Raw genomic sequence first — 26,048 nt, 5'->3', positions numbered from 1 at the left:
AATAGCTCTTTAGTTTAATTTAATTCGGTTTACAGCCTATGCCAATATCCCACACTCTAGGCCAGTTCCACCTGACCTGACCGGAGAAACTGTACCCTTTGCTTGTACAGTAATACGCGTAGCCAATCCCCCCGATGACAGCAATTAACACTACAACCCAAATGATCCATTTGTTCTCGACGACATCATGATGTTTTTCTGCGAGCTGATTTTTTAAAGCGTAAAACCACCCAAGTAACGTAATCTGGATATTATTTAGAACGACCATTTTATCCTCCTCTTGAGCTATTCTTCAAAATGTAAAATAATTCTAGTTAAACGGTAGCATACTATTCTGAAAATTAACACATTATCTTCCAAATTTGCTAAATAACAGTATTTTATGACTAATCTTAAAATAAAAAAGGAGGAAGGATGCCCTGTCGTCTCTCAACTTCACCCCACCAACTGCCCATACGTTTTCCTCGACGTCATTCTTTCCGACCAGGTCATTTTGCTTGTCTGTCAGAAGCAGCTTCAACCATTTATTTGAAAGTTGAGGAGTCGTTACTACCTGCTCTTTCTTTTATTTTCTTTTCTTTTAAATAATACCCCCTTCTCAACCTTCAGCCCGTCCTCCTTCCCAGCCTTCAATTTGGAAATCATTTAAAAAGTCAATGCCTGCATCGCTTCTCGGAAATGGTTTATTCTTTGCACAACAAAGAAACGTGAGCTCTCACTCAAGCTGGACTTTAGAAGAGTTTTTCCGCTCCATGTCGGGAGACTGCTCCAGTGTAAGCCAAAATGCTGTTCCTAACGTTAACAAGCAGGTTCTATGAGTTTGAGCTAAGTTTTTTAAATCATTCATAATTATTTTCCTCCTTTGAATTGAGGGCATAACAGACCTCTGCACTTCTCTAATCGAAAGCGGTACAGTGGGAGGTGTCGAATACCTATATAAATTTTTTCGTGGCGTACAAAACGTTTCTGTTAAGATAGAACAAAAAAGGAGGCGCCCTCATGGAACTTACTGAAAAACTCGGACAGGAAATTATCCGCCGCTTATCCAAATACATCGACGTTCCGATCAACCTGATGAATCCGCACGGAAGAATTGTGGCGAGTACCGATCCCGTGCGTCTCCATCAGCTTCACGGCGGAGCGAAGGCTGTGATCGAATCACAGCAGCCGAACATCATTACCAACGGCAACGCCGATGATTTTTCTAATGTGAAGCCGGGAGTGAACCTGCCGATCTTTCACCACGGGGAGCTGGCGGGGGTCGTGGGGTTGACTGGAAAACCGGAGGATGTGATGCAGGCGGCCCGGATGACACAGGGGTCGGTGGAAATCACACTGGATCAAATGCGCCTGCAGAAGGAAGCCTTCTTCCAGGAGCGGCAGTGGAACCACTGGCTGCAGAAGCTTCTGCAGCCGGCAGAGGTCGATACCCAGGAACTGGAGCGCGAAGCCATTTATACCCTTCAGGTTGAGATTCACAAGCAGTGGAAGGTGGTCGTTTACCAGGCAAGCAGCCCCTATGAACTGGCAGAAAGATTAAGTCCGTCCCTGGAATATCTGGCCCCCCTATTTGTCCTCCCGTACGAAGATCATTCGGTGGTGGCAGCATTACCTGCTGATCAGCCGCTGCCGATTGAAAGCGAAGCCGATGTGCTGACCGGAGTCGGCGAACCCGGCTATTCGCTGGATGGCCTGCGTCAGTCCTATCAACAGGCCAGCGAAGCGATTGAACTGGCCGGCGTTCATGGAGAAGTGGTGTACAGCTCCTCTTTAAAAACCGAACGATTGATGAACCATATTGATACTGCGGTTTATGAGGAAATCACAACGGAGTATGTCCTGCGGCTGAACGAGCTGGAGGATTCCTACGTCGAGACACTGCACTGCTTTTTTGATAACAATCTGAAAATGAACGTCGCCGCCAATGACTTGCACATCCACCGCAACACTCTCATCTACCGGCTGGATCAGCTCAGCAAAAAAACAGGGCTCGATCCCCGCCGCTTTAAAGATGCCATCATTTTAAAAACGATATTATTAAAAGAGTCACTTTAACGCCGTTTATTTGTGCATTTGCACAAGTAAACGGTTTCATTTTTGTTTTTTTCATCAATTGTTTTGTGCCTTTCTTTGCTATTAAATGGGGGTAAGACGAATTGTTGGAGGGATGGATAATGAACGTTGTATGTGCCCCTGATTCATTTAAGGGAAGTCTGTCTTCAATTGAAGTTTCTACAATTATGGGGAAAGCCTTTCAAGCGGCAGACCCTGAGGTTACGCCTGTGATGAAGCCGATGGCCGACGGCGGAGAAGGAACGCTTGAGGCGCTGACGCAGGCCACTAAGCACGAAAAGGTTTCACTCTCGTGCACCGGACCGCTTGGAGAGCCTTCAGAAAGCTGGTATATCAGTCTCAGTGACCACCGCGCCGTCATTGAAGGAGCAAATATTGCCGGGCTTCCCCTCGTTCCGCAGGAAAAACAAAATCCTGACCGGACAACGACTTACGGGATCGGTGAAGCGATACGTCATGCTTTAGACCGGGGTGAGCGCGACTTGATCATTGCGATCGGAGGCAGCTCCACCAACGATGGCGGCCTCGGCATGCTGCAGGCGCTCGGCATGAAGGCTTTAACAGCTGACGGGAAGGAAGCCGGCATGTTCGGGAAAGATCTTTTTACCGTTCAAAAGGTCGATTTCTCAGGGCTCGACACCCGGCTTGCGGAAGCGACGATCCGTATCGCCTGTGACGTGGATAATCCGCTGACGGGTCTACGCGGCGCAAGTCACGTCTACGGCCCGCAAAAAGGAGCCTCAAAGCAGCAGGTACGTGAGTATGATCAGGCACTTAAAACATACGGTCAATTGGTTGAAAAAGAATTGAACAAAGAATTAGCCGATGTACCGGGAGCCGGAGCGGCCGGCGGCTTAGGGTTTGCCTTCCTGGCCATTGGCGCAGAGCTGCAGTCAGGAGCCAAGCTTGTCGCCGAAGCGGTGGATTTAGAAGATGCTATTCAACAGGCCGACCTCGTCATTACGGGAGAAGGCCAGAGCGATGAGCAGACCATCTACGGAAAAGCCCCGGGCTACGTGGCTGAACTGGCCCGTCTGCACGCGAAGCCCGTCATTCTTTTATCCGGCAGTCTCGGCGAGGACTTAGATCAGCTGAACGAGTTGTTTACAGGCTGTTTCTCTATCGTACAGCGGCCGTCTTCGCTGGATGAATGCATTGAGCATGCTGAGCATAATCTTTATCAGACAGCGCGGCAGATTGCCCGTCTGATGATCACATAAAGGAGGAACTGTTCATGAGTGGAATTGGACTTATACTAGTTATTATCGCCGGCGTATTATTCGTTATTTTTGCCACGGCGAAGTTTAATCTGCACCCGTTTCTTTCCCTGCTGATCGCCGCATTTGCGATCGGAATCCTGAGCGGGATGCCTTTAGAAGACGTCGTAACCACGGTCAATGACGGATTTGGCGGGTTAATGGGAAGCATCGGTCTCGTCATTGTGTTCGGAACGATCATCGGTGTCATTTTAGAAAAATCAGGAGCCGCACTGAGAATGGCGGAAGTAGTCCTGCGGCTGGTCGGGGAAAAACGCCCGCAGCTGGCGATGAGTGCAATTGGAAGCATTGTCAGTATCCCCGTCTTCTGTGACTCGGGGTACGTCATTCTATCGTCCTTAAAGAAAGCGCTTGCGAACAAAACAAAAGTTACCGTAGCCTCTATGGCGATCGCATTATCCACCGGCCTGTTTGCAACTCACACGCTCGTTCCGCCGACGCCGGGGCCGATTGCCGCCGCGGGAAACATCGGAGCCGAGAATTACTTAGGCACCATAATTCTAATTGGTGTCATCGTCGCCATTCCGACGATTATTACCGGGTACATCTGGGCGGTGAAAGCAGGCACAAAGATTCACGTGGAAGAGAGAGAAGACGACTCCGCTTACTCGTATGATGAAGTCGTTCGCTCATTCGGCAAAATGCCGTCTGCGTTTAAATCGTTTGCGCCGATTCTCGTCCCTATTCTATTAATCAGCTTTAATTCTATTATCACCTTTGCCGGCTGGTCCGGCGCCGTATTCAGCTTCTTCCTGTTCCTGGGCTCGCCGGTTACAGCCCTGCTTGTGGGAGTACTGTGCGCCTTCACGCTGCTGCCGAAGTTCGATAAGGAAACGATGAACGACTGGATCGGCATCAGCTTAAAAGAAGCCGCTCCGATTCTGCTTATCACTGGAGCCGGCGGCGCGTTTGGTTCCGTGATCAGTTCAACAGACATCGCTGATATTATTGAAGGCATCGCCCAAAATGATGCCGCCGCAGGAGCGCTGTTTATCTTTATCCCGTTTATCGTCGCCGCCGCGTTAAAAAGCGCACAAGGTTCATCCACCGCGGCCATTGTTATTACATCAACGCTCGTTGCACCACTTCTGCCGCAGGTCGGCATAGAAGGAGCTCTTCCGCTCGCGCTCGTCGTTATGTCCGTAGGAGCCGGAGCGATGGTCGTCTCTCACGTCAACGACAGCTATTTCTGGGTCGTTAAGGAGTTCAGCGGCATGTCGATTACGCAGGCGTATAAAGCGCAGACCATGGGAACGCTGCTGCAGGGGATTGTCGCTATCGCAGTGACATCCGTGCTCTGGTATATTTTCGTATAAGAAAAAAGTCCAGCTTTCTAGAAGAGAGCTGGACTTTTCCTTTCAAGGTCAGTTTATTATTGAAGGGAGCGGAATTACCCCGTGTTCTATTAACTATAATTCCACAAACTGACCAAATTCCTTTCTAAACTTCATCTTCACATTCCCGACAGGGCCATTTCGCTGTTTGCTCAGGATTAATTCTACCTCTCCCTCATCCTTATGCCAGTCGTAATAATCATCGCGATACAAAAAGCCAATCATATCTGCATCCTGCTCGATATTTCCAGATTCACGCAGATCAGACATGAGTGGGCGTCTGTCTTTACGCTGCTCGACACCGCGGGAGAGCTGAGACAACAGGATGATCGGCACGTTAAGCTCCACTGCCAGCAGCTTCAACTCCCGGGTCATAGCACCGATTTCAAGGTCACGGCGCTCGTAACGTCCTGCAGTGCTCATGAGCTGCAAATAATCAATGATAATCATGTGGTTTCCGTTTTCATCCTTTTGCACAACTTCCCTCACTTTAGAACGGATGTCTCCGATGGTTCGTTCGGTTTGATGAATGTCAAGCGGCCAGCGGGCGATTTCACCGATGGCATCCATCACCTGACGACAGTCCGCATCGGAAAATTTAAACGATCGCCATTTTTGCCCATCCACTGTAGCTTCAGCGGAGATGAAGCGCTGAAGCAGTGGTTTGGTTCCCATTTCAAGGCTGAACAACTGGACACTCCCTCCCTTCTTACAATGATGGGCTGCCAGGTTTAAGGCAAAAGCCGTTTTGCCCATAGAAGGCCGTCCTGCGAGTATGATCAAATCGCCGCGCTGGGTGCCTCCGGTCATGTGATCGAGTTCGGCGTACCCGGTTGCAAACCCAGTCATTCCATCTTCAGGCGGGAAAGCAACATCACGGGCGATTTCCACAAGAGTCTCATACTTCGTCGGCTCCTCGGTTTTCACTCCCATGCCGCTGAATGTTTCCACATGCCGGACGAGTGCATCAAATGCCTGATCGCTGGGACTTTTCGCATAGTGGATGGCTGCTTCTTTCGTTTTACGGTGGCGGTAGGCATCGAGAACGAGGCGCTGGTGGTGTTTGAGGGTAGAGGTTGTGGGAATGGAGCCGGCCAGGTCACTTAAATAGCTGACCCCTCCAACGGCTTTTATATTATCCTTTAGTTCGGTAGTGACGGTGACCAGGTTAATCGGCTCATCTGCCTCATGAATGTTCTTCATGGCGGTAAGAATGAGTGCGTGCCTCTTCTCCGCAAAATGCTCAGGCAGGAGGGTAACATCCTTCATAAGCGATCCTTCAAGCAAAATAGTGCCGATTACAGACTGTTCAGCGGCTGGATTCTTAATCATTTGGACACCTTCCTTATCAATTCATCTAATTTCTCCTGAAGGAGCTGCTTCGTTTCGTCGCTGACCTCTTCTGCCTCTTGATCCCATTTTTTCATTTTTTCTAAATAGGGGTTCTTAATCGGTGGATACACCGCAATATCAGCAAGGGTGGGTGGAAACGGATACTGTCCTGCATACTCAGACAGCTTCTTCTTCACAGGTTCAAACTCCATCTTCTCAAGCTGTGGAATCATAACCGCGGCCTTCGTCTTCGACACCTCAAACTTGCCCGGATACAACTCACGGATCATCTGCAACACTTCAACGGCTTGATCATAATTCATACGTTACGCTCCCTTCGCAACTCTTCAAAAATATCATTAAACTCTTCCTTCGACTGCCCCGTGACCGCCTTATGTCTCACTCTCGACCGGCCCTCCAGCTTATCGAAACGCGCCTCCTGCAGCGATTTCACCCCAAGCGACTGCCAGCGGTTTAAGATCGCTTCACAATACTGAAAAAAACGTTTATTGTGCTGCAGTGCCCGCTGCATTGATTCGATTACAAGTTCATCCGACATCTCCTCACACCAATGCGTAATCCGCTCCGCAATGAAAGGACTCAAAATGCCGATATTTCGCTGGTAGAATTCATGAGGGTTGGAAGGGCTCGCGCCTTCATCATCTGTCTCTTTTCTTTTCATTTCATTTCTTTTAAATAATGGGACCGTTGGTTCATCCACGAAATGGTCCGTCTGTACGTCCACATGGGGGACCGCTTCCTCGTTCACTTGAGGTTCAATCACTCTTGAAATCATCTCGTAAACCGGCGCCTTGTTCCGGCCAAGGGACGTATACTTGATGTATCCCTTCTCCTTCAATTCCTTACGAGCACGTTTAAAAGACGTCTCCGGCAAATTGGACTTCCCTAAAATGACCGAAGCCGGGAGCGCAAATTCTTTCTTCCAGCCTGTCTTGTTGTTAAGCTGCATTAAGGTAAACCAAAGTAAGGCGGCAGATGGCGACAGTGAATCCATATCCACTTGATCATGAAAAGCGTTTAACTCTTTTAAATAATTCATTTTCATTTTTCCCCCTTTTATTCAGGGCATAAAAAAACCCCTGCATTTCTATAATCGAAATGAGCGCAGGGAATGGTGTCGTTCCTGTGAAAATTTTTTTATTTTTGCGAAGCGTTATTTCTATTCAAAGTCGTCTTCAGGAGAAAGTGTCGCTCCTGGTTCCTGATGCACGCTCAAACCGAGCTTCATTTGACAAGAGGAAGCAGCCGAAATACAATAGTTGTAACAATATACATTTATAAAGAGTGGACGAGAGAACTGGCTCAGCGACTCCACGGCAACCTGCCTCATGCAAGGTGCCCCAACCAGCCCTAGCGCAACGCTTTGGACTAATGAATGCAATAGTCGGGCATCCCCACTTTCATTCATTGGAAGTGGGGATTTTTTTGTCTCCCCCTCTTTACGTGTATATTGAAACGAAAGGAGAGAGGATTATGAATGCAAACGGAATGGCAAGAGGCTACATTGCCAAACAGGGAACGACGGAGCGGCTGACCCGTCACTTTAAGAAAACGATTCAAAGCGTACTGGAAGAGTATGAGGAAGACTACGAATTTAAAGTAGAAGAGGATCGTTTTATTATCGAAGCGAGCGGAACTTCCTATGACGTTCACCTTCCCGTCCATCGAATCTATGAATTAAAACAGAAAGGACCTTATGCGCTTGACCGTTATTTCTGGAGGCAGCTGGAGGCTCAGGGTTTTCCCGTGAAGAAAGATGATCACTACATGCAGACCGTTAATCCATAGCTGAGAAATCCTCCCTATCCAAAGTATGGACTCTTGAAATTGTGGAGAAGATAATAGAGTACTAGTTTTATGGGGAGGATGGGCAATGGACATACTGCAATTATCGATTAAGCTCGTCATCGGATTCCTACTGCTGTTTTTCCTAATTCGGGTGATCGGTAAAAAGCTGATCGATCAAATCACTCCATTCCACTTTATTTCCGCGATTGTGTTAAGCGAATTATTAGGGAATGCCGTTTATGATGAAAATATTCCTGTGATCTCGATTGTCTACACGACAGTCATCTGGGGCGGTCTATTATTTGTATTTGAATACATCGCACAAAAATCGCTTTTATTCAGGCACTTTTTTGAAGGGCAGCCTACGATAGTAATTCGAAACGGGCAGATCGACTTTGAACAACTTAACAAAGCCCGTATGAACATTAATCAGCTGCAAGGCTTGCTGCGCCAGAGTGAAATATTCTCGATTCGTGAAGTCGCATTCGCCTTAGTCGAATCAAATGGGTCGATTAGCGTCTTAAAGAAAGCGCAGTATCAGAAGACAACGTTGGAAGACTTTAATATGCCGCCCCACCCTGTTTATCTGCCCGTCACTTTAATTAAAGACGGCGAGCTGATCTGGGAGAATTTAGAGGAAATCAACAAAGAGAGAGATTGGCTGAAAAGGGAATTGACCAGTCACGGCGTTAGTCGAATCGAGGATGTGCTGCTGGCCGAGTGGTTAGAGAACGATGGGTTGATGGTGATTCCTCATCAACACCACCAGTTGGAAAAAGTTAAATAAAAAAGAAGCCTCATCTGCTTTTAAAGCAAACGAGGCTTCCTTTACGATTTAAACCGATTCTGCCAATTCTTGATCTTCTAATTGGAGTGCCCGGTCAGTTGTTGTATGAACTTCGCGGATCAGCTCCGGATTTTCCGCTAAGGATTCGCCGTAAGATGGAATCATGTCTTTAATCTTCGGCTCCCACTCTTTGATATGGTGCGGGAAGCATCGTTCCAACACTTCAAGCATAACGGAAACCGCAGTCGATGCCCCTGGGGAAGCTCCGAGCAGTGCTGCGATCGAGCCGTCTTCTGAACTGACGACTTCCGTACCAAACTGAAGGACGCCTTTTCCGGCTTTCGTATCTTTAATCACCTGCACACGCTGTCCAGCCGTAACTAAATCCCAATCCTCGCTTTTCGCGTCCGGGATAAAGGCACGCAACTCTTCCATGCGCTGTTCTTTCGACTGAATCACTTGTTCAATCAAGTATTTGGTCAGTGAAGCGTTTTTCACGCCTGCTGCGACCATCGTGACGAAGTTATCCTTTTTGACCGATGTTAATAAATCAGACAGGGAGCCTGTTTTTAAGAACTTCGGCGAGAAGCCGGCAAATGGCCCGAACAACAGCGACGTTTTATTGTCGATCAGGCGTGTGTCGAGGTGCGGCACAGACATAGGAGGCGCCCCTACCTTGGCTTTGCCGTACACCTTCGCATAATGCTTCTCGACAACTTCCTGATTCTTACAGACCATGAACTGCCCGCTTACCGGGAAACCGCCGATATTCTTCGATTCCGGAATGCCGGTTTTTTGCAGAAGGTGCAGACTGCCGCCACCGCCGCCGATGAAGACGAAGTTCGCCGTATGGTATTCGATTTTCTCGTTCTCGTGGTCATGAACCTTGACTTCCCACAAGCCATCTTCTGTACGCGTGATATCCTCCACGCTATGCTTGTAGTTAATTTCAAGGCTGTTACTGCGCTCTAAATGATTAATCAATTTATGCGTTAATTCTCCGAAATTCACATCCGTACCTGAATCGATCTTAGTCGCGGCAATAGGTTCGCTGACGGTGCGATTCTCCATCATAAGCGGAATCCACTCTTTCAGCTTTTCGGGATCATCGGAGAATTCCATGCCCTGAAACAGCGGATGACTGGACATTTTTTCGAAGCGCTTTCGTAAAAACGAAACATTTTTCTCTCCCTGCACAAAACTCATATGAGGCAGGGACAGGATAAACTCCTGCGGATTACGGATCATATGACTGTTCACAAGGTACGACCAGAACTGCTTAGAGACCTGGAACTGTTCATTTACTTTAATCGCTTTCGTAATATCTATGGTACCGTCCGGATGTTCCTGCGTATAGTTCAGCTCGCACAATGCAGCATGGCCCGTACCTGCGTTATTCCATACGTTCGAGCTTTCTTTCCCTGCACTATCAAGCTTCTCAAACAATTTCACATTCCAGTCCGGGACTAATTCCTTCAGCAGTGACCCCAATGTAGCACTCATAATTCCTGCACCAATTAAAATCACATCTGTATTTGCTTCTCTGTTGCTCATCTTTACCATCCTTCATCTTAAAGATTTGGTGAAAAGATGCAGGCATTAACTAGTTACACCTTTTCTGTTATTAATTTACATTTGTGATAGCGGTTTATAAATTAAAAAATCATTCTTGTCTGATAATTAAATTATAAACTATTTACGTCCAGGTTAAAAGTGAGAGTCTGAACATAAGCCCAAACTAAATTTTTATCTAGTGTTATTAATGATTCTTTCTGCCTCAATGTGAAGTTTTTATTCTGCTTCCATCTATTTAGTTCAGCTTCGTTGGTAATGCACGAAATCCTGGGCAGTTGAAACTTATACCGTCGCTGCTTCGGCTTCAAGCATAGTTCCCTTCTCAGCAAGAGTCTGATGCCAGGAGAACGCTTTTTCTAGAACATGCGGTGTCTGCCCGCCTCTTGTCTTTGCTTCCTCGTAATAGGCCCATAGCTGCTCCCGATACAACGGATGGGCACAATTCTCAATAATCCGAGACACCCTTTCCCTAGGCGCCAGTCCTCTTAAATCAGCATACCCTTGTTCAGTAACGACCACATCGACGTCGTGTTCCGTATGGTCGACGTGAGAGACAAACGGAACGATGCTTGAAATCTTACCGTCTTTCGCAATCGATTTTGTGACGAAAATGGCAAGACGGGCATTTCTGGCAAAATCGCCGGAACCGCCGATGCCATTGATCATTTTTGTCCCGGATACGTGCGTGGAATTAACATTTCCGTAAATATCGAATTCCAAAGCCGTATTAATCGAAATCAATCCAAGACGCCGAATGATTTCAGGATGGTTGGAAATCTCCTGAGGACGCATAATTAATTTGTCGCGATAGTGTTCAAAGTTAGAGAACACGTGATTCATTTTTTCCTCGGAAAGCGTGATCGAACAGCAGGAAGCCGAACGGACTTTGCCCGCATCCATTAAATCAAAGACCGCATCCTGTAATACCTCAGAATACACTTCTAGATTTTGAAAATCGGACTCGATCATTCCATGTAACACCGCATTGGCTACTGAACCTATGCCCGATTGTAAGGGTGCGAGGCTTTCTGTTAACCGCCCTGCCTGTACTTCTTTTTGAAGAAATTCGATTAAATGCTCCGCCATAACCACCGTTTCTTCATCTGGCGGTACAATGGTGGACGGAGAATCAAGCTGGTTGGTAAATACAACTCCCTTCACCTTTTCCACATCAACTTGAATTCCTTTCTTTCCAATAGAATCATCAGCTTTAACTAGCGGAATCGGTTCTCTCTCCCCCTGTTTTCCAGGTGCATATAAATCGTGCAGGCCTTCCAGCTGTGTAGATTGAGCCATATTGATCTCAATAATGATTGACTTGGCATTTAAAGCAAACGACAAAGAGTTTCCGATCGAAGTGGTTGGGACTACCAATCCGTCTTCTGTGATTGCAACCGCTTCCAAAATTGCGATATCGACATCCATAACCCCAGCTCTAATATGCTCCGCTGTATGGGAGAGATGCTGGTCGACGAATAAAAACTCCCCCTGGTTGATTCCTTTACGCATCGTCGGGTCGGCCTGGAACGGCAGTCTTTTTCCTAGAATTCCGGCTTCCGCAAACAGTTTATCTACATCGGAACCTAAAGAAGCCCCTGTATACACATTGACTTTAAAGTCTTCCTCATTCCTTACGCGGTTCACCAACGCATCTGGTACCGCTTTCACATCACCCGCACGTGTAAACCCGCTTAAGCCGAGGGTCATGCCGTTCTCAATCCAGGAAGCGGCTTCCTCAGGTGTAACCACACAGTCCCTCAAGCGAGGATCCCTAATTCGTTCCATGATTTTCTCCATCATCCAATCCCCTTCCTACTCAATAGTTGTAAGTTTCATTTTATCAATGATCCTTACCTGGATAGGGAATTACAGAACAGGATACGGAATTTTCTGATAAAACAGTAAATTAAGCTTCTCAAGCAGCAAAAACTAGAAGCCCAGCAGTTTGCGAAAATAACTGGAATAGGACTGACTCACAGGGACCTGCTCGCCATTATCCATAGAAAGCAAAAAGGTGGAATGCGTATCAGGGTAGATCTCCTGAATATGATTCACATTCACGATAAAAGAACGATGACACCGAATAAAGGAGTCCATCGGAAGCAAATATTCAAATTCCTGCAGAGAATGTTTATGCGTTCCTGACAAGTCTTCCGAATACACGTACGTCTTCTTCTCCTTGCTTTCTAAATACTCCACTTTTGAATAAGGAAGAGGCATCCACCCATCGGGCGTTTTTACGGTCACCACGGCTTTCCCATCCGCTAAAGCCGGGTAAATCGCTGTCACACAGCCCTCCACCTGTCCATTATGTAAAAAAGGTACAGCCATGCCGTGATACGGAACCCCGAAGACATCACGGTTAATAAACTCAGAGACCTTCTGGTTCGTCGCCAATGCCTTATGCGCAATTGTCCCTTCCTTTACAGGATCTCCGGCGCTGATCTTTAAATCAATCCGCTTACTTGGCCGATAGTAGATATATTCTTTTGTATTGGAAACAGCGATTGAAATTTCATCCGAAAATAATTCACCTATTGTCTCAAGCAGCGATCCAAAGGTTATATCTTCCATAAACTGACCACCTCTTCCCCTAGTATACTATGCCAGCTCATGTAAACAAACAGCGGGAAATGGAGTTCTACAATCAACCGCAATAACAAAAGAGCTGCAGCCATGATACCGCTGCAGCTCCTTACCCCATATTAATCAAACCGGCGCTTTTTAAAAATATAGATGGTGACTAACACACTGGCAGCCGCCCATATCGATAAGACGAGGAAGTGGTCACCGACCGCCTCGCCGTTCTTCAACTGCAGAAGCAGCTCGCCGAATTGTTGATCTGGCAGATAACCCATCACATTAAGAAGCCATTCGGAGTCAATGATCGTTTGAAAAATGTCGCCCATGCCGAAAATAAACAACACAGGGATACCGATGACAGACGTTTCCATTACCGTACGAGAAACCAGTCCGAGAATCGTCCCGATACTGATAAAAATCGTGAGACTAATGAGCATCACTGCCGCAGTGAGCAGCATCTGATCAGGCATCGTAATATTCCCAATCAGGATGACCGCCACAATCATAATGATGCTTGCAACGGCGGAAAGTACACTTTTTCCAATGAAAATTTCCGCTGTATTAAGCGGAGACAGGAGCAGCCCTCTTAACGTGTTCTTCTCTTTTTCTTCGGCAATCACAGCTGCCTGGATAAATGCCCCCACGATAACCATCGTAAGCGTGATCGGCATAAAGACGGCCCCTGTCTCGACCTCTTCTCCCTGACTTCTTAATATGAAAGCAAAGAACAGCGGGACGACAGCCGTAGATAGCATATACGCATTCTTTAGAAGATCCCGGTAATCCTTCATAACCACTGCTTGAATTCGTTTGACGGATATCATTAGAACAGCTCCTTTCCTGTTACTCGAGCGAAAATATCACCTAAGGTCGGCTCATTGGAATGCACCGAAGCGAGCTGTTGACTCGCGATCGCTGCACCAATGCGTTCCGCTCCCTCTTCATCATTGCCGACGAGCTGTTCTCTTCCATCTTTTAACAAGATCGTGATCGAAGAATCGGAATGGCTCACCCGCAAATCCCGCGGGGGACCCTGCAGCTGGATGTGTCCTTTATTTAAAAAAGCGACACGATCACAGATCCTTTCCGCTTCATACATATCGTGAGTCGTTAAGAAAATCGTCGTGCCTTCTTCGTTTAACCTCCGTAAAATGCTGTGAATCCGCTCGGTGCTGACAGGGTCTAAGGCTGACGTCGGTTCATCCAGAAACAACAATTCCGGCTTATGCAGAATCGTCCGCGCCAACGTCACCCGCTGCTTCATCCCTTTGGAGAGCTTGCTGATCGCCTTAGATTCTTCCCCTGTCAATCCCACTTCATCCAGAACTTCGTCGATGCGCTGATAAGATACATCATACAACTTACAATATAATCTTAAATTCGCTTCGACCGTTAACCGCTCATACAACCCGGTATTATCCGTTAATACACCAATCCGCTTCATCTGCTGTGGATCTTTTAACTTTTCAACAGGAGCCCCAAACACGTGAATATTTCCTGCCTGGTACCCCTCCTGAGCCGTCAGCAGCTTAATTGTCGTCGTTTTCCCAGACCCGCTCGGTCCTAAGAAGCCAAACGTTTCTCCCGTCTGGATCGAGAACGACAAATCATCCAACGCCTTCTTCCCCTCATATTCCTTACGAACGTTCGCCACGTCAATAATGTGATTCATCTTCATTTCCCCTTTTCTGCTTTCGCAACTGGATGACTTAAGCTTATAACGGTCTCGTCACCCCAGCATTAAAATAAGCGTGAAAAGAGAGAATTACAGGTTGAATGGAGCTATGAAACTATGAATGTACCATCCCAAAGAGCCAGAGGAGAATATAAGCTGTGAATTAAACGACTTGTCCCGACAAATTTCCCGGGAAATATTCTATTACATGCGCAATACCTGCTTTAAATCCTGGAGCTTTCCTTTCGATAATGGTATATTGCTCTTATGATGATCCTCAAGAATTAAGCTGTAGCTGTTTCTCGTCCACGTCATCACCTCGCGAACCTTCTGCAGATTCACGATATACGAACGATGGCAGCGAAAGAAGCCAAACGGCTCGAGCCGCTCCGTTAAATCCTGTAACGTAATCGTACACGGAAACACCCCGCCTTTAACATGCAGCTGCACCGTCCCATCTACGCTTTCCACATAATCAATCTCCGTCGGCTCAAAAAGAATCATCTTCTCTTTCACTTTCGCCGGAATCCGTTCCAATTGGACATGCGCACTCGTTTCAGGCTCCTGCCGGCTGTCCTCTTCCTGATCGTGCTTATCGTTCACCAACACGTCATCAGGCTCCTGCACATCCATTTTCTTTAAACCCTCTTCATTCAAACGATACACGTCATTCGTTAAAATTACCGCACTCTCCATATTGCTCGTAATCACTAAAGCCGCGCCGCCCTCGGCCGTATGCTCATTGATCAGTTTCCGCAAGATCACCTTGCTTTCTAAATCAATGTTCTGATCAGGCTCTTCTAAAATGATCAGCTCCGGCTTATGAACGAGCGCCTTCACAAAAGCCAGCCGCTTCCGCTCCGAATAACTCAGCAGCTTAATCCGACGAGACTTACTACCTGATATGTTTACTTTATGTAATAACTCATCAATATCGCCTTTTCTACCGTAAAGTTGCTGGAAAAACTGGAGATATTCGTAAGGAGTCAAGCGCTCATATACCCCTTCCTCATGACTCACCAGCCCAATACGATGATTATATCGCTTCCAGTCTTTAGGGTGAGGCTGATCGAAGTAAGACATCCTTCCAGATCCCGCTTCTTCCCCGGTTAACACATTAAATAATACCCGGCCCACTATGTGATCGCATTGGATAGCGGCTACTTCGCCCTGGTTTAATTGAAATTGAAAGGGACGAAACCATACTTTATCGGCTTCGACTTTTCCTACGTTTTCTATTTTGAGAATGGGGTTCTGGGACATGGCTGGTTACTCCTTTCTGGAGTTACTTATTTTGATTCGTCATAAAGCTTTCATCGTTATTATATACAGAGGAGTTAAAAATTTCATTAAAAGAAGGGTTAAAACCTGTGATATGGTTTTAACCCCTGGAATAACTTTTAGCTATCACTCTCATCCAACATCCATACTCTCTTAATCGGAATCTCTTTTTTTATTTCGTCACTTAAATGCTCATAATTTTTGAAGAGCTCATTGATTACCGTTTTCGAATCCCATAAGCGTACTTTAAAGAACTGCTTAGGAACTTCCCTCATTACAGAATTTTTAAAGCCACTCCATGAAACCAGTAAACCAAAACCTGCACTAAAGTTACTCATCGTACCAATTAACTGGTCTAATGTAGGTCGGTCAAGAGGAGTATCTGACGTTTTCACCTGTACACATATTCTCGGATGCCCGAAGCCGAGCGTATCAGAGGCAGCCAGGATATCAACACCGTGATCTGCTCCTTCCGGACTTCGATAAGTGGTAAACCCCTTTGCCTTAAGTAATTCTTCAATTAATGTCTCCATGTTATGTCCTTTAAACCGTTGAATGATGCGCTTGGAGATCTGATCATAAATGTACTCATCTAAATCAAACGTAACCTGGTCTTCATTTTCGTCAACCAGATCCTCGATCGTTTTGTCTTTTTTGATATGCCAGTGGTTCCGATACATCTCACGTATTCTTTTCTCCGCATCGTTTCGTTTGATCTTACAAACTGTCATAAAGGCGCCAAATGAATACAACAAGTCCTGGTCAAAGCGGTCCCGCGGAATATCCTTCGCGAACCACCTTACATCACGAAAATGATAATAAGGGCTCCCATTTGATTCTTCGTACTGATAATTACCAGTAATCTCCCCAATATGTATCGTTCGGTTCATTTTCGAAGGAAGAACGACCCAGTCTCCAATTTCCATCCGGTGAGCAATCGGCCAGATCTGTGAAGCCCAGTTTACCGCCTTTTTTTCTTTTTCAAGATCATAGAGGTTAATAAGTGCCTGATAAAGCTCTCCCTTTTCGCTGATCATGGATAAATCTGTATTTAGATCGTCCCAGGTCAAATACACTCGATTATCCTCTAAAAACTTGTTCTCGTACTCCCCCTGCCTCCCAGCACGGAACAACCATATACTCATCTGTTTCCTCCTCTTTCAATCATTTCTTCCATTTTATCACAAGTACTTATCGTGCTCCGTTCCCTCAGAGAAATTCTTATCCGAGTTTGATATTTTCAGGTTCAATCACAAAATACGCTTCTTCTCTCAATTCAAGAGCTTCTAATTATCATTTTCAAATGGGGTTTTCTCATAATTGTCAGCTTTCATAAGGCAACCGAAGGCTTTTACACATATCCTTGTTGTTCCTAATTACTGCGCACCACCCTCTTTCGTACTTAACAAAGCGGCCTCACTCCTACCGTTTATCACTTTAGCAGACCGAAGCCTGGCACTTTCACCCAATAAAAAAACCACTTGATGCCAAGTGGTTTTTTCCTATGCTACATCGGAGATCACTTTGTTCACAAACTGTTGGACTTTATCCTTTTCTAATATAGAAATTTCTATTCGAACCGGATGCCCAGCATTATTTGGGGTGATCATCCTACTAGTATAGCTATTGAGAAGTGGTAATGAACCGATAGCTAATAGTATGAGCCCGCCTAAGAAAGAGTCTCCCAGTCTTCTCAAATGTAATTTTGTAGAAACCCCTACGCTTGCTACATTTTTTAATGGATATGAAACCTTACTTTTCCCAAAAGGAAAAACTCCCAATAGGGTGTTAGGTTGCAAACCAACTAATCTCTTTAAGGAAAAATCAGTCTTTAACCAAGATAGAACAAGATTCGTTGTGAATTTCTCAGAACTAGTTACTTCTTCATCCTTACCTAGTGGTAAATTCAACTTATTAGCTGTTTATCCATTATTATACAAAAATCAATTCTTTTTTACCACAATTAATTTAAAATAAGTGATTTTTTAATACTGTTTACCACTTAATCAAATAGTTCTTTATTATCAATAAAAAATAAAGATCTAAAATTCAAAACAAAATACCCGACCAATAGACACAAGACCTTAGGCTTATATAAGCTCGGCAAATAAATATATCACTACTTATTATTTCATATATTTCAATTTTAGTTATAAAATGTAAGAATATTAAGAAAAAAGAGGAGGAAGGTTTATTGAAATATAAAAAATGGATATCATCCTCAGCCGCTGTGCTTATGCTGAGTTCGGCTTTTTTTCTTCCCGGACATGGCCAGGCATCAGGGATGAAGGAGCAGGGTTCTTCTGTGACTGGTTATGGAGGGGCGGTGGCCTCTGAGGATCCAGAAGCCTCACATGCGGGTATGCACATTCTTGAGCAGGGGGGCAATGCGGTGGATGCTGCAATAGCAGTTGCAGCCGTTCAAGGCGTGACCCGCCCGTTTTCAGGCGGTATTGGCGGGGGCGGCATGATGCTTATACATATGGAGGGAGAAGAAAATCCAGTGGCGATCGACAGTCGTTCTATTTCTCCCCAGGCTTTTGATGAGACAGCCTATACGGATGAAGAGACAGGATTGATCGCTCCTTCCGCCCAGCGCATCTCCAGTGGAGCTGCCTTTTCCATCCCCGGCACTGTGAAGAACTGGGAAGAGGCTCTAGATTCTTATGGGACGATGTCTCTAAAAGAGGTATTGGCCCCCGCTATCCAGGTCGCGGAAGAAGGATTTGAGATCGATGCGAACTTCGTGAGAGAAGTAGAAGAAAATGTGGAAAGGTTTCGGCTTTTCGCTTCCACCCGTGAACTATTTTTAGATGAAGAAGGCAACCCGCCTGGACAAGGAGATATTCTAAAAAATCAGGACCTTGCCAATACGTACCGTTCCATAGCCGAAGAAGGAAGCAACGCCTTTTATGAAGGGAACATAGCGGGTGAAATCATAGAGACTATTAACCAGCCACCGCTAGTAGAAAACCCTGACTTCACTGATGTCAGCTCTCTCTGGACAGATGAAACCATCATAGAGGGAAACCTAACCCCTCAAGATCTGGCTGATTATGAAACAAGAACCTATGATGCTACGCATTCCGAGTATAAAAAGTATGATATTTACGGCGTCCCGCCATCTTCAAGCGGCGGCATCACTATAGGAGAAACGTTTAACATTCTAGACCAGTACAACATTAGTAAAATGTCTAAAACCGAAGCGTACCACTATTTTATGGAAGCAACGCGGCTTGCTGTTGCGGACCGCCGCGAATATATCGGAGATCCGGAAAAAGCCTATGTTCCAACCCAAGGATTGCTGTCGAAAGGCTTTGCCCAGGAAAGAAATCAGCAAATTAAAGATGACCGAGCCGCCCACGGGCAAATTGCACCTGGAAATCCGTGGCCTTACGAAAAGAATCCTAATAGGAAACCAGGCAAGCCTGTTCAAAAAACGGATTTCTCCTATGATTTCAATGGAAATGACGGAGACCTATGGAGCAAAGAAAAGTTTCACCGCCTGGATACCGGACCACAAAGCAGCCCGGATGATGCTTCCCTTGTCCTGGAAAATAATACAGGAAAGCTTTCTCTCAAACAGAAGAAAGAAGGAAGGGGCAGTGCGTACGGACGTGCTACAGCAAACATGGACACATTTGAAAATCCAGAACTTACGATGTCCTTTCGAGCTTCAAATATAGGCAATGATCAGCGGCTTAGAATTTGGCTTCAGGGAGACGTTTGGAGATCAGGCAGTTCCATTCCTGAAAATGGGTATGGCTTAGAAATTAACACAGAAACAGAAGAAGCCGTTCTGCTTCGCTCAAAGGATTCAAGTTTTACTACTCTAAAACGTTTGGATTTTCCTTTGACCACAGAGTGGCATAATGTCCGTTTTGTAGAAGAGGACAATAACTTAAAAGTAGGCATTTGGGAAGAAGGCGAAGAAGAACCAGGTGAATGGCTCGCTGTACACCCATTGAGTGAAGAAGATCAACTTTCTTATTCGGAAGGGAAACTCTTGCTGAGCGGCATCAATTTTGAGTCCAATTCCGATATTGACTTCTTTATGGAGAACATTCATGTCCAGGAGTGGGAAAACAAAGAGGAACCTGCAGAGCCAGCAGAAGCAAATGCTCAACTGTTTAACTCTTCCCCGAATCCATCAACTAATATTGAGGAAGAAGAAGAAATAATTGAAGAGGAACAAAAACGATTAGAAGAGCACACTGAACAAACACTAGAAGCAGATGAATCCACTATCCACGCTTCTGTATCGGACAAAGATGGAAATATTGCAAGCTATACAACGACGATCGTCTCTATTGGTGGAAATGGAATGGTGGTCCCTGATCATGGGTTCTTATTAAATAACGCTTTGTACGGACGTATACCGTCCGAAGATCCTTCCCACCCTAACTATCCTAGACCGGGCATGCGTTCGTTAAGCAGTATGTCCCCTACTTTGGTTATGGAAAAAGGAAAGCCCGTCCTGACCCTTGGAGCCCCTGGCAGTGATACTATTTTAACAACAGTATCACAGATTATGATGAGCCATCTGGATTTCAATATGCCTCTGCCAGAAGCGTTTGCGGAACCAAGAGTCAGCCAGAGGAATAATTTTGACAGCAGGGCTGATTATGAGGTGAATTATTGGAATGAAGAGTTTGAAAGTATGAAGAATGAATGGGAAGAAATGGGCCACCGTTTCTCTCCTGCAACAGCGGTCCAAGGAATTGGTGCAGCGACCGGCATAGCATTTCATAAAAATGGGAAAGTCACTCCGACCGCAGAAGCTGTACGACGAGGCGGCGGAAGTGCTGTAGTAGAATCCGATAAGCCTATAAAAGGCGGCAATAAACCGGGCAATGGCCCGCCTGATGATGTGCCAGGGAAGAATAAGAGAGGTAATTAAAAGAGAAAGATGCTCTGGCATAAGTATTAATTGTCAGAGACTCAAGATAAAAAAAACGCATGAAACCAAGATTCTTACATCTGGTTTCATGTGTTTTTTCGTTTAGGCAGAGTTTTATCCTAACCATTCTTTACATTTCTGGAGCTGTTATTGAAAAAGTCTGGCATAAGAATCATCCTTCCTATGATTGTTATTTTAAATAGTTCCTTATACTCAGCCCAAAAGTTAGTCATTAGTATAAAAAGAGAGGAAAAGAGACTCATTTTAAATAATAAGATGGGTAATTAAGGTAATTTGTTGTATAGACAACTATATACCTTCTGCATTATGCTTAATGAGAGAAAAACAATAATTTGAAAGGAGAGGATGATTTGAAAATCCGCTGGTTTTTTATTATCGCAGTGGTTTTCGTGTTCGTTTCAATTGCTTTACCTGTTGCTGCTGAAGATGGTAAATCTGTAGATGTTCGTGTGATGACTTACAACATTCAGGCAGGGATGGGAGCTGACGGTCAATACGATCCTGACCACATCGCAGACGTTATTAAAGAAAGCCAGGCTGAGGTCGTCGCTTTACAGGAGGTTGATGTTCACTGGGGCGCGCGCAGCCAATTTGAAAACGTGGTGGACCGATTAGCTGACCAACTAGATATGAACTACACCTTTGCTCCGATTTATGATAATGCCCCTCTGGAAGAAAACGGTCCGAGACAGCAATTCGGCGTCGCCATCATGAGCAAGTACCCCATTCTAAAAGAAACCAATCAAGAAATCACCAGACTTTCCACCCAGGATGCCTCACCAGAACCTAAACTTACCCCAGGATTTGCAGAAGCGATTATTAACGTTCAAGGATCACTCATTCCCTTTTATTCCACACACTTAGATTACCGCGGGGATCCATACATCCGTGAAATGCAAGTAGATGATATGCTGCAAATATTTGAAGAACAGCCAGGCTCTAAAGTATTGATGGGAGACATGAATGCTTCTCCTGAAGCGAATGAACTCCGTCCTCTTTCAGAAAAATTTACAGACGTCTGGAACACTGTGAACACTACTCCCGGTTACACTTATCCTTCCCTTAGTCCTAACAATCGAATTGATCACATTTATGCTTCTGATGATATCGAAGTACTGGATGCACACCTTATCCAATCCGAAGCCTCAGACCACTTACCTGTAATTGCAGATTTATCCGTAGAGCGCGGAAATAATGGAAAAATCTTAAAAGGAAGTGACTAACTATGAAAAAGCATTTGTTACGTTCATGGATGTGCTTAATGATTCTTTTCCTTGTACTTCCTAGTGTCACACAAGCCTCATGGAATGATAGCAGCAAGCCCGGATGGGAAGGCAAAGAACCAAAAAGAGGATGGATTCAAAGCAAAATCCAGCACATGACTCTTGAAGAGAAAATCGGCCAATTATTCATGATCCATGTTTATGGACAAACCCCCACGGACCCGAATTATGAGGAAACGAATATCAACCAAAACCGTGGGGCAAAAAACTTTGAAGAAGCCATTGAAAAATATCACATAGGTGGAGTGATTTACTTTAATTGGACAGATAACATCGGCACCCCGATTGATTTTGAGCAGGTTCAATCACTGTCTAACGGCCTGCAGGACATCGCCATGGAGCAAAGAATGCCTATTCCTTTAATGATCGCTACTGATCAGGAAGGCGGTGTCGTAGCCCGTGTGACGGAACCTGCGACCGTATTCCCGGGTAACATGGCCATAGGCGCCACACGTTCAGCAGAATATGCAAAGCAATCCGCTGAAATCATGGGAATGGAACAAAAAAGCCTTGGCATCAACATGGATTTAGCACCCGATTTAGATGTAAACGTTAATCCAGAGAATCCTGTCATCGGCGTGCGTTCCTATTCAGAAAATCCCGATTTAGTTGCGGAACTAGGCTCTGCTCAAGTATCTGGATTCCAAAGTGAAAATGTATCAGCCACCGCCAAACACTTCCCTGGACACGGGGATACAAACGTAGACTCTCATTACGGTCTGCCTATTATTAACCATGATTTAGAAACACTTCACGAAGTGGATTTAAAACCTTTTAAAGCCGCTATCGATGCAGGAATCGACTCCATCATGCCCGCCCATATTGTCGTACCGGCCCTGGATGATTCAGGACTTCCTGCCACTCTATCCAAGCCTATTCTGACCGATTTACTCAGGGAGGAAATGGGTTTTGAAGGAGTGATCATCACGGACAGCTTAGGAATGTCAGGAGCGAATGTCGTTCCGCCGGAAGAAGTGCCCGTCGAAGCCTTCAAGGCAGGCGCCGATATCCTGCTCAACCCGCCAAATGTACCTCTAGCCTACGACGCTATGCTTGAAGCTGTGGAAGAAGGAGAAATCTCAGAGAAAAGAGTCGATGAATCCGTATTCCGTATATTAGAAATGAAATTTAAACGAGGTCTGTTTGATGATCCAAGTGTTTCAGAGGACGCCCTTCAAAATATTGGGCTGGAAGAAAACCTGGCCCTAGCGGACCAAATGACAGAAGACAGTATTACACTTGTAAAAAATGAAGACGTATTGCCATTGGAAGCTGACGACGAAATGTTTATCACTGGCCCCTCGATAGGAAGTCCGGATTTACTAGCCGATCTGCTGAACAATGAAGGGGTAGACTCCCGCTTACTGGCCACAGGGACAAGTCCCACTTCCAGTGAGATCGAACATGCAGTGGAGCAAGCTGAAGGAGCAGACAAAGTGATCGTTACCGCATATACAGCTAATACAAATGAAGCCCAGCAGCGACTTGTGGAAGAGCTGCAAAGCACAGGCAAGGAGGTCATCGTTACTTCTATGAGAAATCCCTATGATATTATGGCTTTCCCTGATATTGAAGCGAACGTTCTGACCTACGGATTCGAAGAAATTTCAGTAGAAGCATTAGCCAAAGTATTGACCGGAGAAGTTAACCCTGCAGGAAAACTGCCGGTGACCATCCCAGAGTTATACGAATATGGTCACGGCCTATCCTACTAATTTAATAAATGAACCCTCTCAGTAAATTCTTGAGAGGGTTCATTTTTTAGATTTTCCATCTTCATAAACTCCTTAAACAGCCAGTTATGTATAACATTGAGCATGTACAAGAAGGAGCGAAGAGCTCTTTTATAAAAATTTTCATGGTAAGACTCTTTAAACAGAAGTTTAGATACTTCTGGCAATAGCCACTCTATATTAGACAGTGTTTTCTCCTCCCTTTACAAACCATTAGAATATTAAGCCTAAATGAATTAGGAATACAATCACTAAATCATTTAGGCTTCTCTTGGCTGAATAAGATTTTAAACTCAACTCATTCTTAAAAACCAACTAATTTTAACTTTTACTTTTTACATTTCTCATACTTATAGTTCTTTTCTTAAACTCTTCTTTAAAAACTTCTGCTCTCTTCTCAAAGAATAGGTCATAATCATCCTCCCAGACACCGAATTCTTCTAAATCATTGATTAAATGGGTCTCCATAGTTTTATCTAACTCATTATTCTCTTTTTTGAACTCACCCATGTAATTAGAAGGCGCTTTAGCTCTAATTCTGTTTTTATTGAGAAAGTCATCAACTATGGTGATGTTAAGAATATGATTAATATAGAAATCTTCCTTTTCTCCTCTTAAATAAGCTTTAGGGAAAAAGTGATGATAATTCTTGCTATTGGCTCTCTTTAACCAGTCGTTATTTATTCTTACAATAGAGTTATCACTAAAAGATTTAGGTTCCTGGTAAGCCATTATACATAAAATAGCTTTTATAAAGCTTCTATTTGCATTAAAACCACCATTCTCTATTATAGATTCTTTACTGATATCCAACTGATGCTCGTATCTAGGAAATTCACTTTTTAGTATTCGATCAATTCTTTTTATATCCTGAGCAATTTTCCCCTCTAATGAACTTGAATACCTTTCTGAAAGAGAGACTCGCCAGAAGAAATCATCCAAATATTTTTTCATATCATTTACTGGTTTATTGGGATGCCTATAAAAGAAATAAGCAAATGGAACAACTAATGCATTATAAGGTAATATTTTTGAAACAGGAATCCTATAGGAATTTCTAAAGTACTCAATGGCTTTATGGATAGAATTTATAGCCTCTTCCCAAATATCTATAAACGCTTTCTTATCAAGTTTTAATATGTCTTTTCTGGTACATTCACCTTTTAATAACACTGAGATCGTTTGTAAAACTGTACTTGCAGAAATTGTTTCATAGCCTACTTGCTCTAAGTCAGTAATAAATTCTTCAAATTTTTCCGCTAAGTCAAATTCTCTATCTGCATCGTAAGTTTTTGCTACCATAATTTCAAAAACAGTCAGACTTTTCCCCCCTATATTCAATCTGGTAAACACTTCCGTGGCAACGTCCAGAGAAGCACCACGTAATAAAATAGTAGAAAAACGATAGGTTGTCAGTATATCCTTATATTTTTGCAAAGCATCATGCAAAGATGGAGGATATGCTCCTAATTCAGCAAATCCCCCGTATAATAGTTTTTGTATTGATACAAATTCACTCTGATCTCTATCACTTATATCAGTAATCACTATAGATTCTTCTGAACCTGCCATGAGGTCTATATAAATCTTAGAAAAGTCCTCTTCTTTTTTATCTCTATTTACCTTCAATCCTTTTAGACTCGCATATAAACTTGTCATTCTTTGTTGACCATCCAAAACATACTGACACATTGACCCTGGAGGTGTAGACGGAAGGTTTGCACCTCCAATATTTCTAATGGAACGTAGGTCTTCATCAGATTCCCATAAGATAAATGTGCCTATCGGAAAACCTTTGACAATACTATCAATAAGTTTAGCAGACTGTTCTAGAGACCACACAAAGTCTCTTTGAAATTGAGGAATCTTTATAATCCCTTTATCTATATCACTAATTAAAGTTGAAAATATGATAGACTGCGGTTCAGGTTGATACAAATTAATTGCCTCCTTTAAAAACAAAGCTTTCGATAATTTGAATAAATCAATAACTTAAGTGCTTTAGTCTTATAAATATATGTCTCATCCTGAATATCTCTCAAATCTGTTCTTCAGTCAATACGTAATCTCCTGTATCTGTCTATGCTTGTTAGGGCCTTCTCATGTCTTATTTCACCTGACTTTTAAGTGCCGCTAGGTTTAATCTGAATCTTTCTCTTCTTTTCGAACACCACTTTCACCAGTGACTATATGTTGAAACTAAAAAAATGCCTGACCCCCACCGCGTTATCGCTTTACCAGAGCGGGGCCAAGCACTTATATTATATTCTGCTTCTTCATCTTCTCTTTGAAGAGTTTCTCCGTAAAGTTCATTGGTTTATTCTTAGCAAAGTCTCTGCATAAAGCTTTTTTATCCCATTATTCCTGGCTCATGTAGTGTAGTAA

The 26,048-nt window shown here is 44.4% G+C and carries 22 protein-coding genes and 1 riboswitch; of the genes, 8 read left to right on the top strand and 14 right to left on the bottom strand.

What is annotated here, in order from left to right; all coding sequences use genetic code 11:
* Window positions 1–19: 19 nt before the first annotated feature.
* Window positions 20–268, bottom strand: a complete 249-nt coding sequence (locus C1A12_RS00830; protein WP_101841959.1) for a hypothetical protein — start codon at window positions 266–268, stop codon at window positions 20–22.
* A 447-nt stretch (window positions 269–715) separates the two neighbouring features.
* The gene (locus C1A12_RS21470) at window positions 716–847 is read right to left on the bottom strand and encodes a hypothetical protein (RefSeq protein ID WP_255408369.1); all 132 of its coding nucleotides are present in this window, start codon (window positions 845–847) and stop codon (window positions 716–718) included.
* Window positions 848–999: 152 nt separating this feature from the next.
* Here C1A12_RS21470 and C1A12_RS00825 point away from each other — a divergent pair, with 152 nt between their 5' ends.
* The 3 genes from C1A12_RS00825 (at window position 1,000) to C1A12_RS00815 (ending at window position 4,666) form a co-directional block, all read left to right on the top strand.
* Complete coding sequence (locus C1A12_RS00825; protein ID WP_101841958.1) at window positions 1,000–2,055, top strand: sugar diacid recognition domain-containing protein; 1,056 nt, start codon at window positions 1,000–1,002, stop codon at window positions 2,053–2,055.
* A gap of 119 nt (window positions 2,056–2,174) precedes the next feature.
* Window positions 2,175–3,293, top strand: coding sequence for a glycerate kinase (locus tag C1A12_RS00820; protein ID WP_101841957.1), 1,119 nt, complete (start codon window positions 2,175–2,177; stop codon window positions 3,291–3,293).
* 14 nt (window positions 3,294–3,307) lie between these two features.
* Entirely contained in the window at window positions 3,308–4,666 is a 1,359-nt protein-coding gene (locus C1A12_RS00815; protein WP_101841956.1) for a GntP family permease, read from the top strand.
* 93 nt (window positions 4,667–4,759) lie between these two features.
* Here C1A12_RS00815 and dnaB read toward each other — a convergent pair whose 3' ends face one another.
* From dnaB to C1A12_RS00800, 3 genes are read right to left on the bottom strand one after another with little or no spacing between them, the layout of a single operon-like run.
* Window positions 4,760–6,016, bottom strand: coding sequence for a replicative DNA helicase (dnaB, locus tag C1A12_RS00810; protein WP_101841955.1), 1,257 nt, complete (start codon window positions 6,014–6,016; stop codon window positions 4,760–4,762).
* Complete coding sequence (locus tag C1A12_RS00805) at window positions 6,013–6,339, bottom strand: hypothetical protein (RefSeq protein WP_101841954.1); 327 nt, start codon at window positions 6,337–6,339, stop codon at window positions 6,013–6,015. Before C1A12_RS00805 ends, dnaB begins: the two co-directional genes overlap by 4 nt.
* Window positions 6,336–7,076: a DnaD domain protein gene (locus C1A12_RS00800; protein ID WP_101841953.1), complete on the bottom strand. Its 741-nt coding sequence runs from the start codon at window positions 7,074–7,076 to the stop codon at window positions 6,336–6,338. The genes C1A12_RS00805 and C1A12_RS00800 overlap by 4 nt, the downstream gene beginning before the upstream one ends.
* Window positions 7,077–7,309: 233 nt before the next feature.
* A riboswitch (SAM riboswitch) is annotated at window positions 7,310–7,415 on the top strand.
* A gap of 95 nt (window positions 7,416–7,510) precedes the next feature.
* On the opposite strand from C1A12_RS00800, the gene C1A12_RS20900 reads away from it, so the two are divergent.
* Both C1A12_RS20900 and C1A12_RS00795 read left to right on the top strand, forming a co-directional pair.
* Entirely contained in the window at window positions 7,511–7,825 is a 315-nt protein-coding gene (locus C1A12_RS20900) for a hypothetical protein (RefSeq protein ID WP_145997022.1), read from the top strand.
* 85 nt (window positions 7,826–7,910) lie between these two features.
* Entirely contained in the window at window positions 7,911–8,612 is a 702-nt protein-coding gene (locus tag C1A12_RS00795) for a DUF421 domain-containing protein (RefSeq protein ID WP_101841952.1), read from the top strand.
* Window positions 8,613–8,660: 48 nt separating this feature from the next.
* On the opposite strand, the gene C1A12_RS00790 is transcribed toward C1A12_RS00795, so the two are convergent.
* The 8 genes from C1A12_RS00790 to C1A12_RS00755 all read right to left on the bottom strand — a co-directional run bounded on the left by C1A12_RS00790 (window position 8,661) and on the right by C1A12_RS00755 (window position 17,636).
* Window positions 8,661–10,166 carry a malate:quinone oxidoreductase gene (locus tag C1A12_RS00790; protein ID WP_101841951.1) on the bottom strand — a complete coding sequence of 502 codons (1,506 nt, stop codon included), beginning with the start codon at window positions 10,164–10,166 and terminating at the stop codon, window positions 8,661–8,663.
* A 303-nt stretch (window positions 10,167–10,469) separates the two neighbouring features.
* Complete coding sequence (locus tag C1A12_RS00785) at window positions 10,470–11,984, bottom strand: acetyl-CoA hydrolase/transferase family protein (protein WP_101843239.1); 1,515 nt, start codon at window positions 11,982–11,984, stop codon at window positions 10,470–10,472.
* A gap of 132 nt (window positions 11,985–12,116) precedes the next feature.
* Window positions 12,117–12,761 (bottom strand): LytTR family DNA-binding domain-containing protein, encoded by a 645-nt coding sequence (locus C1A12_RS00780; RefSeq protein WP_101841950.1) that lies wholly within the window; start codon window positions 12,759–12,761, stop codon window positions 12,117–12,119.
* Window positions 12,762–12,892: 131 nt separating this feature from the next.
* On the bottom strand, window positions 12,893–13,594 hold the full coding sequence (locus C1A12_RS00775) for an ABC transporter permease (RefSeq protein WP_101841949.1): 702 nt from the start codon (window positions 13,592–13,594) through the stop codon (window positions 12,893–12,895).
* On the bottom strand, window positions 13,594–14,442 hold the full coding sequence (locus tag C1A12_RS00770) for an ABC transporter ATP-binding protein (protein ID WP_101841948.1): 849 nt from the start codon (window positions 14,440–14,442) through the stop codon (window positions 13,594–13,596). The genes C1A12_RS00775 and C1A12_RS00770 overlap by 1 nt, the downstream gene beginning before the upstream one ends.
* Window positions 14,443–14,649: 207 nt before the next feature.
* Window positions 14,650–15,708: a LytTR family transcriptional regulator DNA-binding domain-containing protein gene (locus C1A12_RS00765; RefSeq protein ID WP_101841947.1), complete on the bottom strand. Its 1,059-nt coding sequence runs from the start codon at window positions 15,706–15,708 to the stop codon at window positions 14,650–14,652.
* A gap of 137 nt (window positions 15,709–15,845) precedes the next feature.
* Window positions 15,846–16,871: a restriction endonuclease gene (locus C1A12_RS00760; protein WP_101841946.1), complete on the bottom strand. Its 1,026-nt coding sequence runs from the start codon at window positions 16,869–16,871 to the stop codon at window positions 15,846–15,848.
* Between the two features lie 357 nt (window positions 16,872–17,228).
* Window positions 17,229–17,636, bottom strand: a complete 408-nt coding sequence (locus C1A12_RS00755) for a hypothetical protein (RefSeq protein WP_101841945.1) — start codon at window positions 17,634–17,636, stop codon at window positions 17,229–17,231.
* A gap of 284 nt (window positions 17,637–17,920) precedes the next feature.
* Between C1A12_RS00755 and C1A12_RS00750 the strand changes: the two genes are divergently transcribed.
* From C1A12_RS00750 to C1A12_RS00740, 3 genes are all read left to right on the top strand, one after another.
* Entirely contained in the window at window positions 17,921–20,626 is a 2,706-nt protein-coding gene (locus tag C1A12_RS00750) for a gamma-glutamyltransferase (protein WP_101841944.1), read from the top strand.
* 371 nt (window positions 20,627–20,997) lie between these two features.
* Complete coding sequence (locus C1A12_RS00745; RefSeq protein ID WP_235001497.1) at window positions 20,998–21,870, top strand: endonuclease/exonuclease/phosphatase family protein; 873 nt, start codon at window positions 20,998–21,000, stop codon at window positions 21,868–21,870.
* A 2-nt stretch (window positions 21,871–21,872) separates the two neighbouring features.
* Window positions 21,873–23,645, top strand: a complete 1,773-nt coding sequence (locus C1A12_RS00740) for a glycoside hydrolase family 3 protein (protein WP_101841943.1) — start codon at window positions 21,873–21,875, stop codon at window positions 23,643–23,645.
* 339 nt (window positions 23,646–23,984) lie between these two features.
* Here C1A12_RS00740 and C1A12_RS00730 read toward each other — a convergent pair whose 3' ends face one another.
* The gene (locus tag C1A12_RS00730; protein WP_101841941.1) at window positions 23,985–25,601 is read right to left on the bottom strand and encodes a DUF262 domain-containing protein; all 1,617 of its coding nucleotides are present in this window, start codon (window positions 25,599–25,601) and stop codon (window positions 23,985–23,987) included.
* Window positions 25,602–26,048 lie beyond the last annotated feature (447 nt).

Source organism: Halobacillus sp. Marseille-P3879, from assembly GCF_900240285.1.
Lineage (GTDB): Bacteria > Bacillota > Bacilli > Bacillales > Halobacillaceae > Halobacillus_A.
Note: the sequence above shows the minus strand (reverse complement) of the source record. Positions and strands in the feature narration are given on the sequence as shown.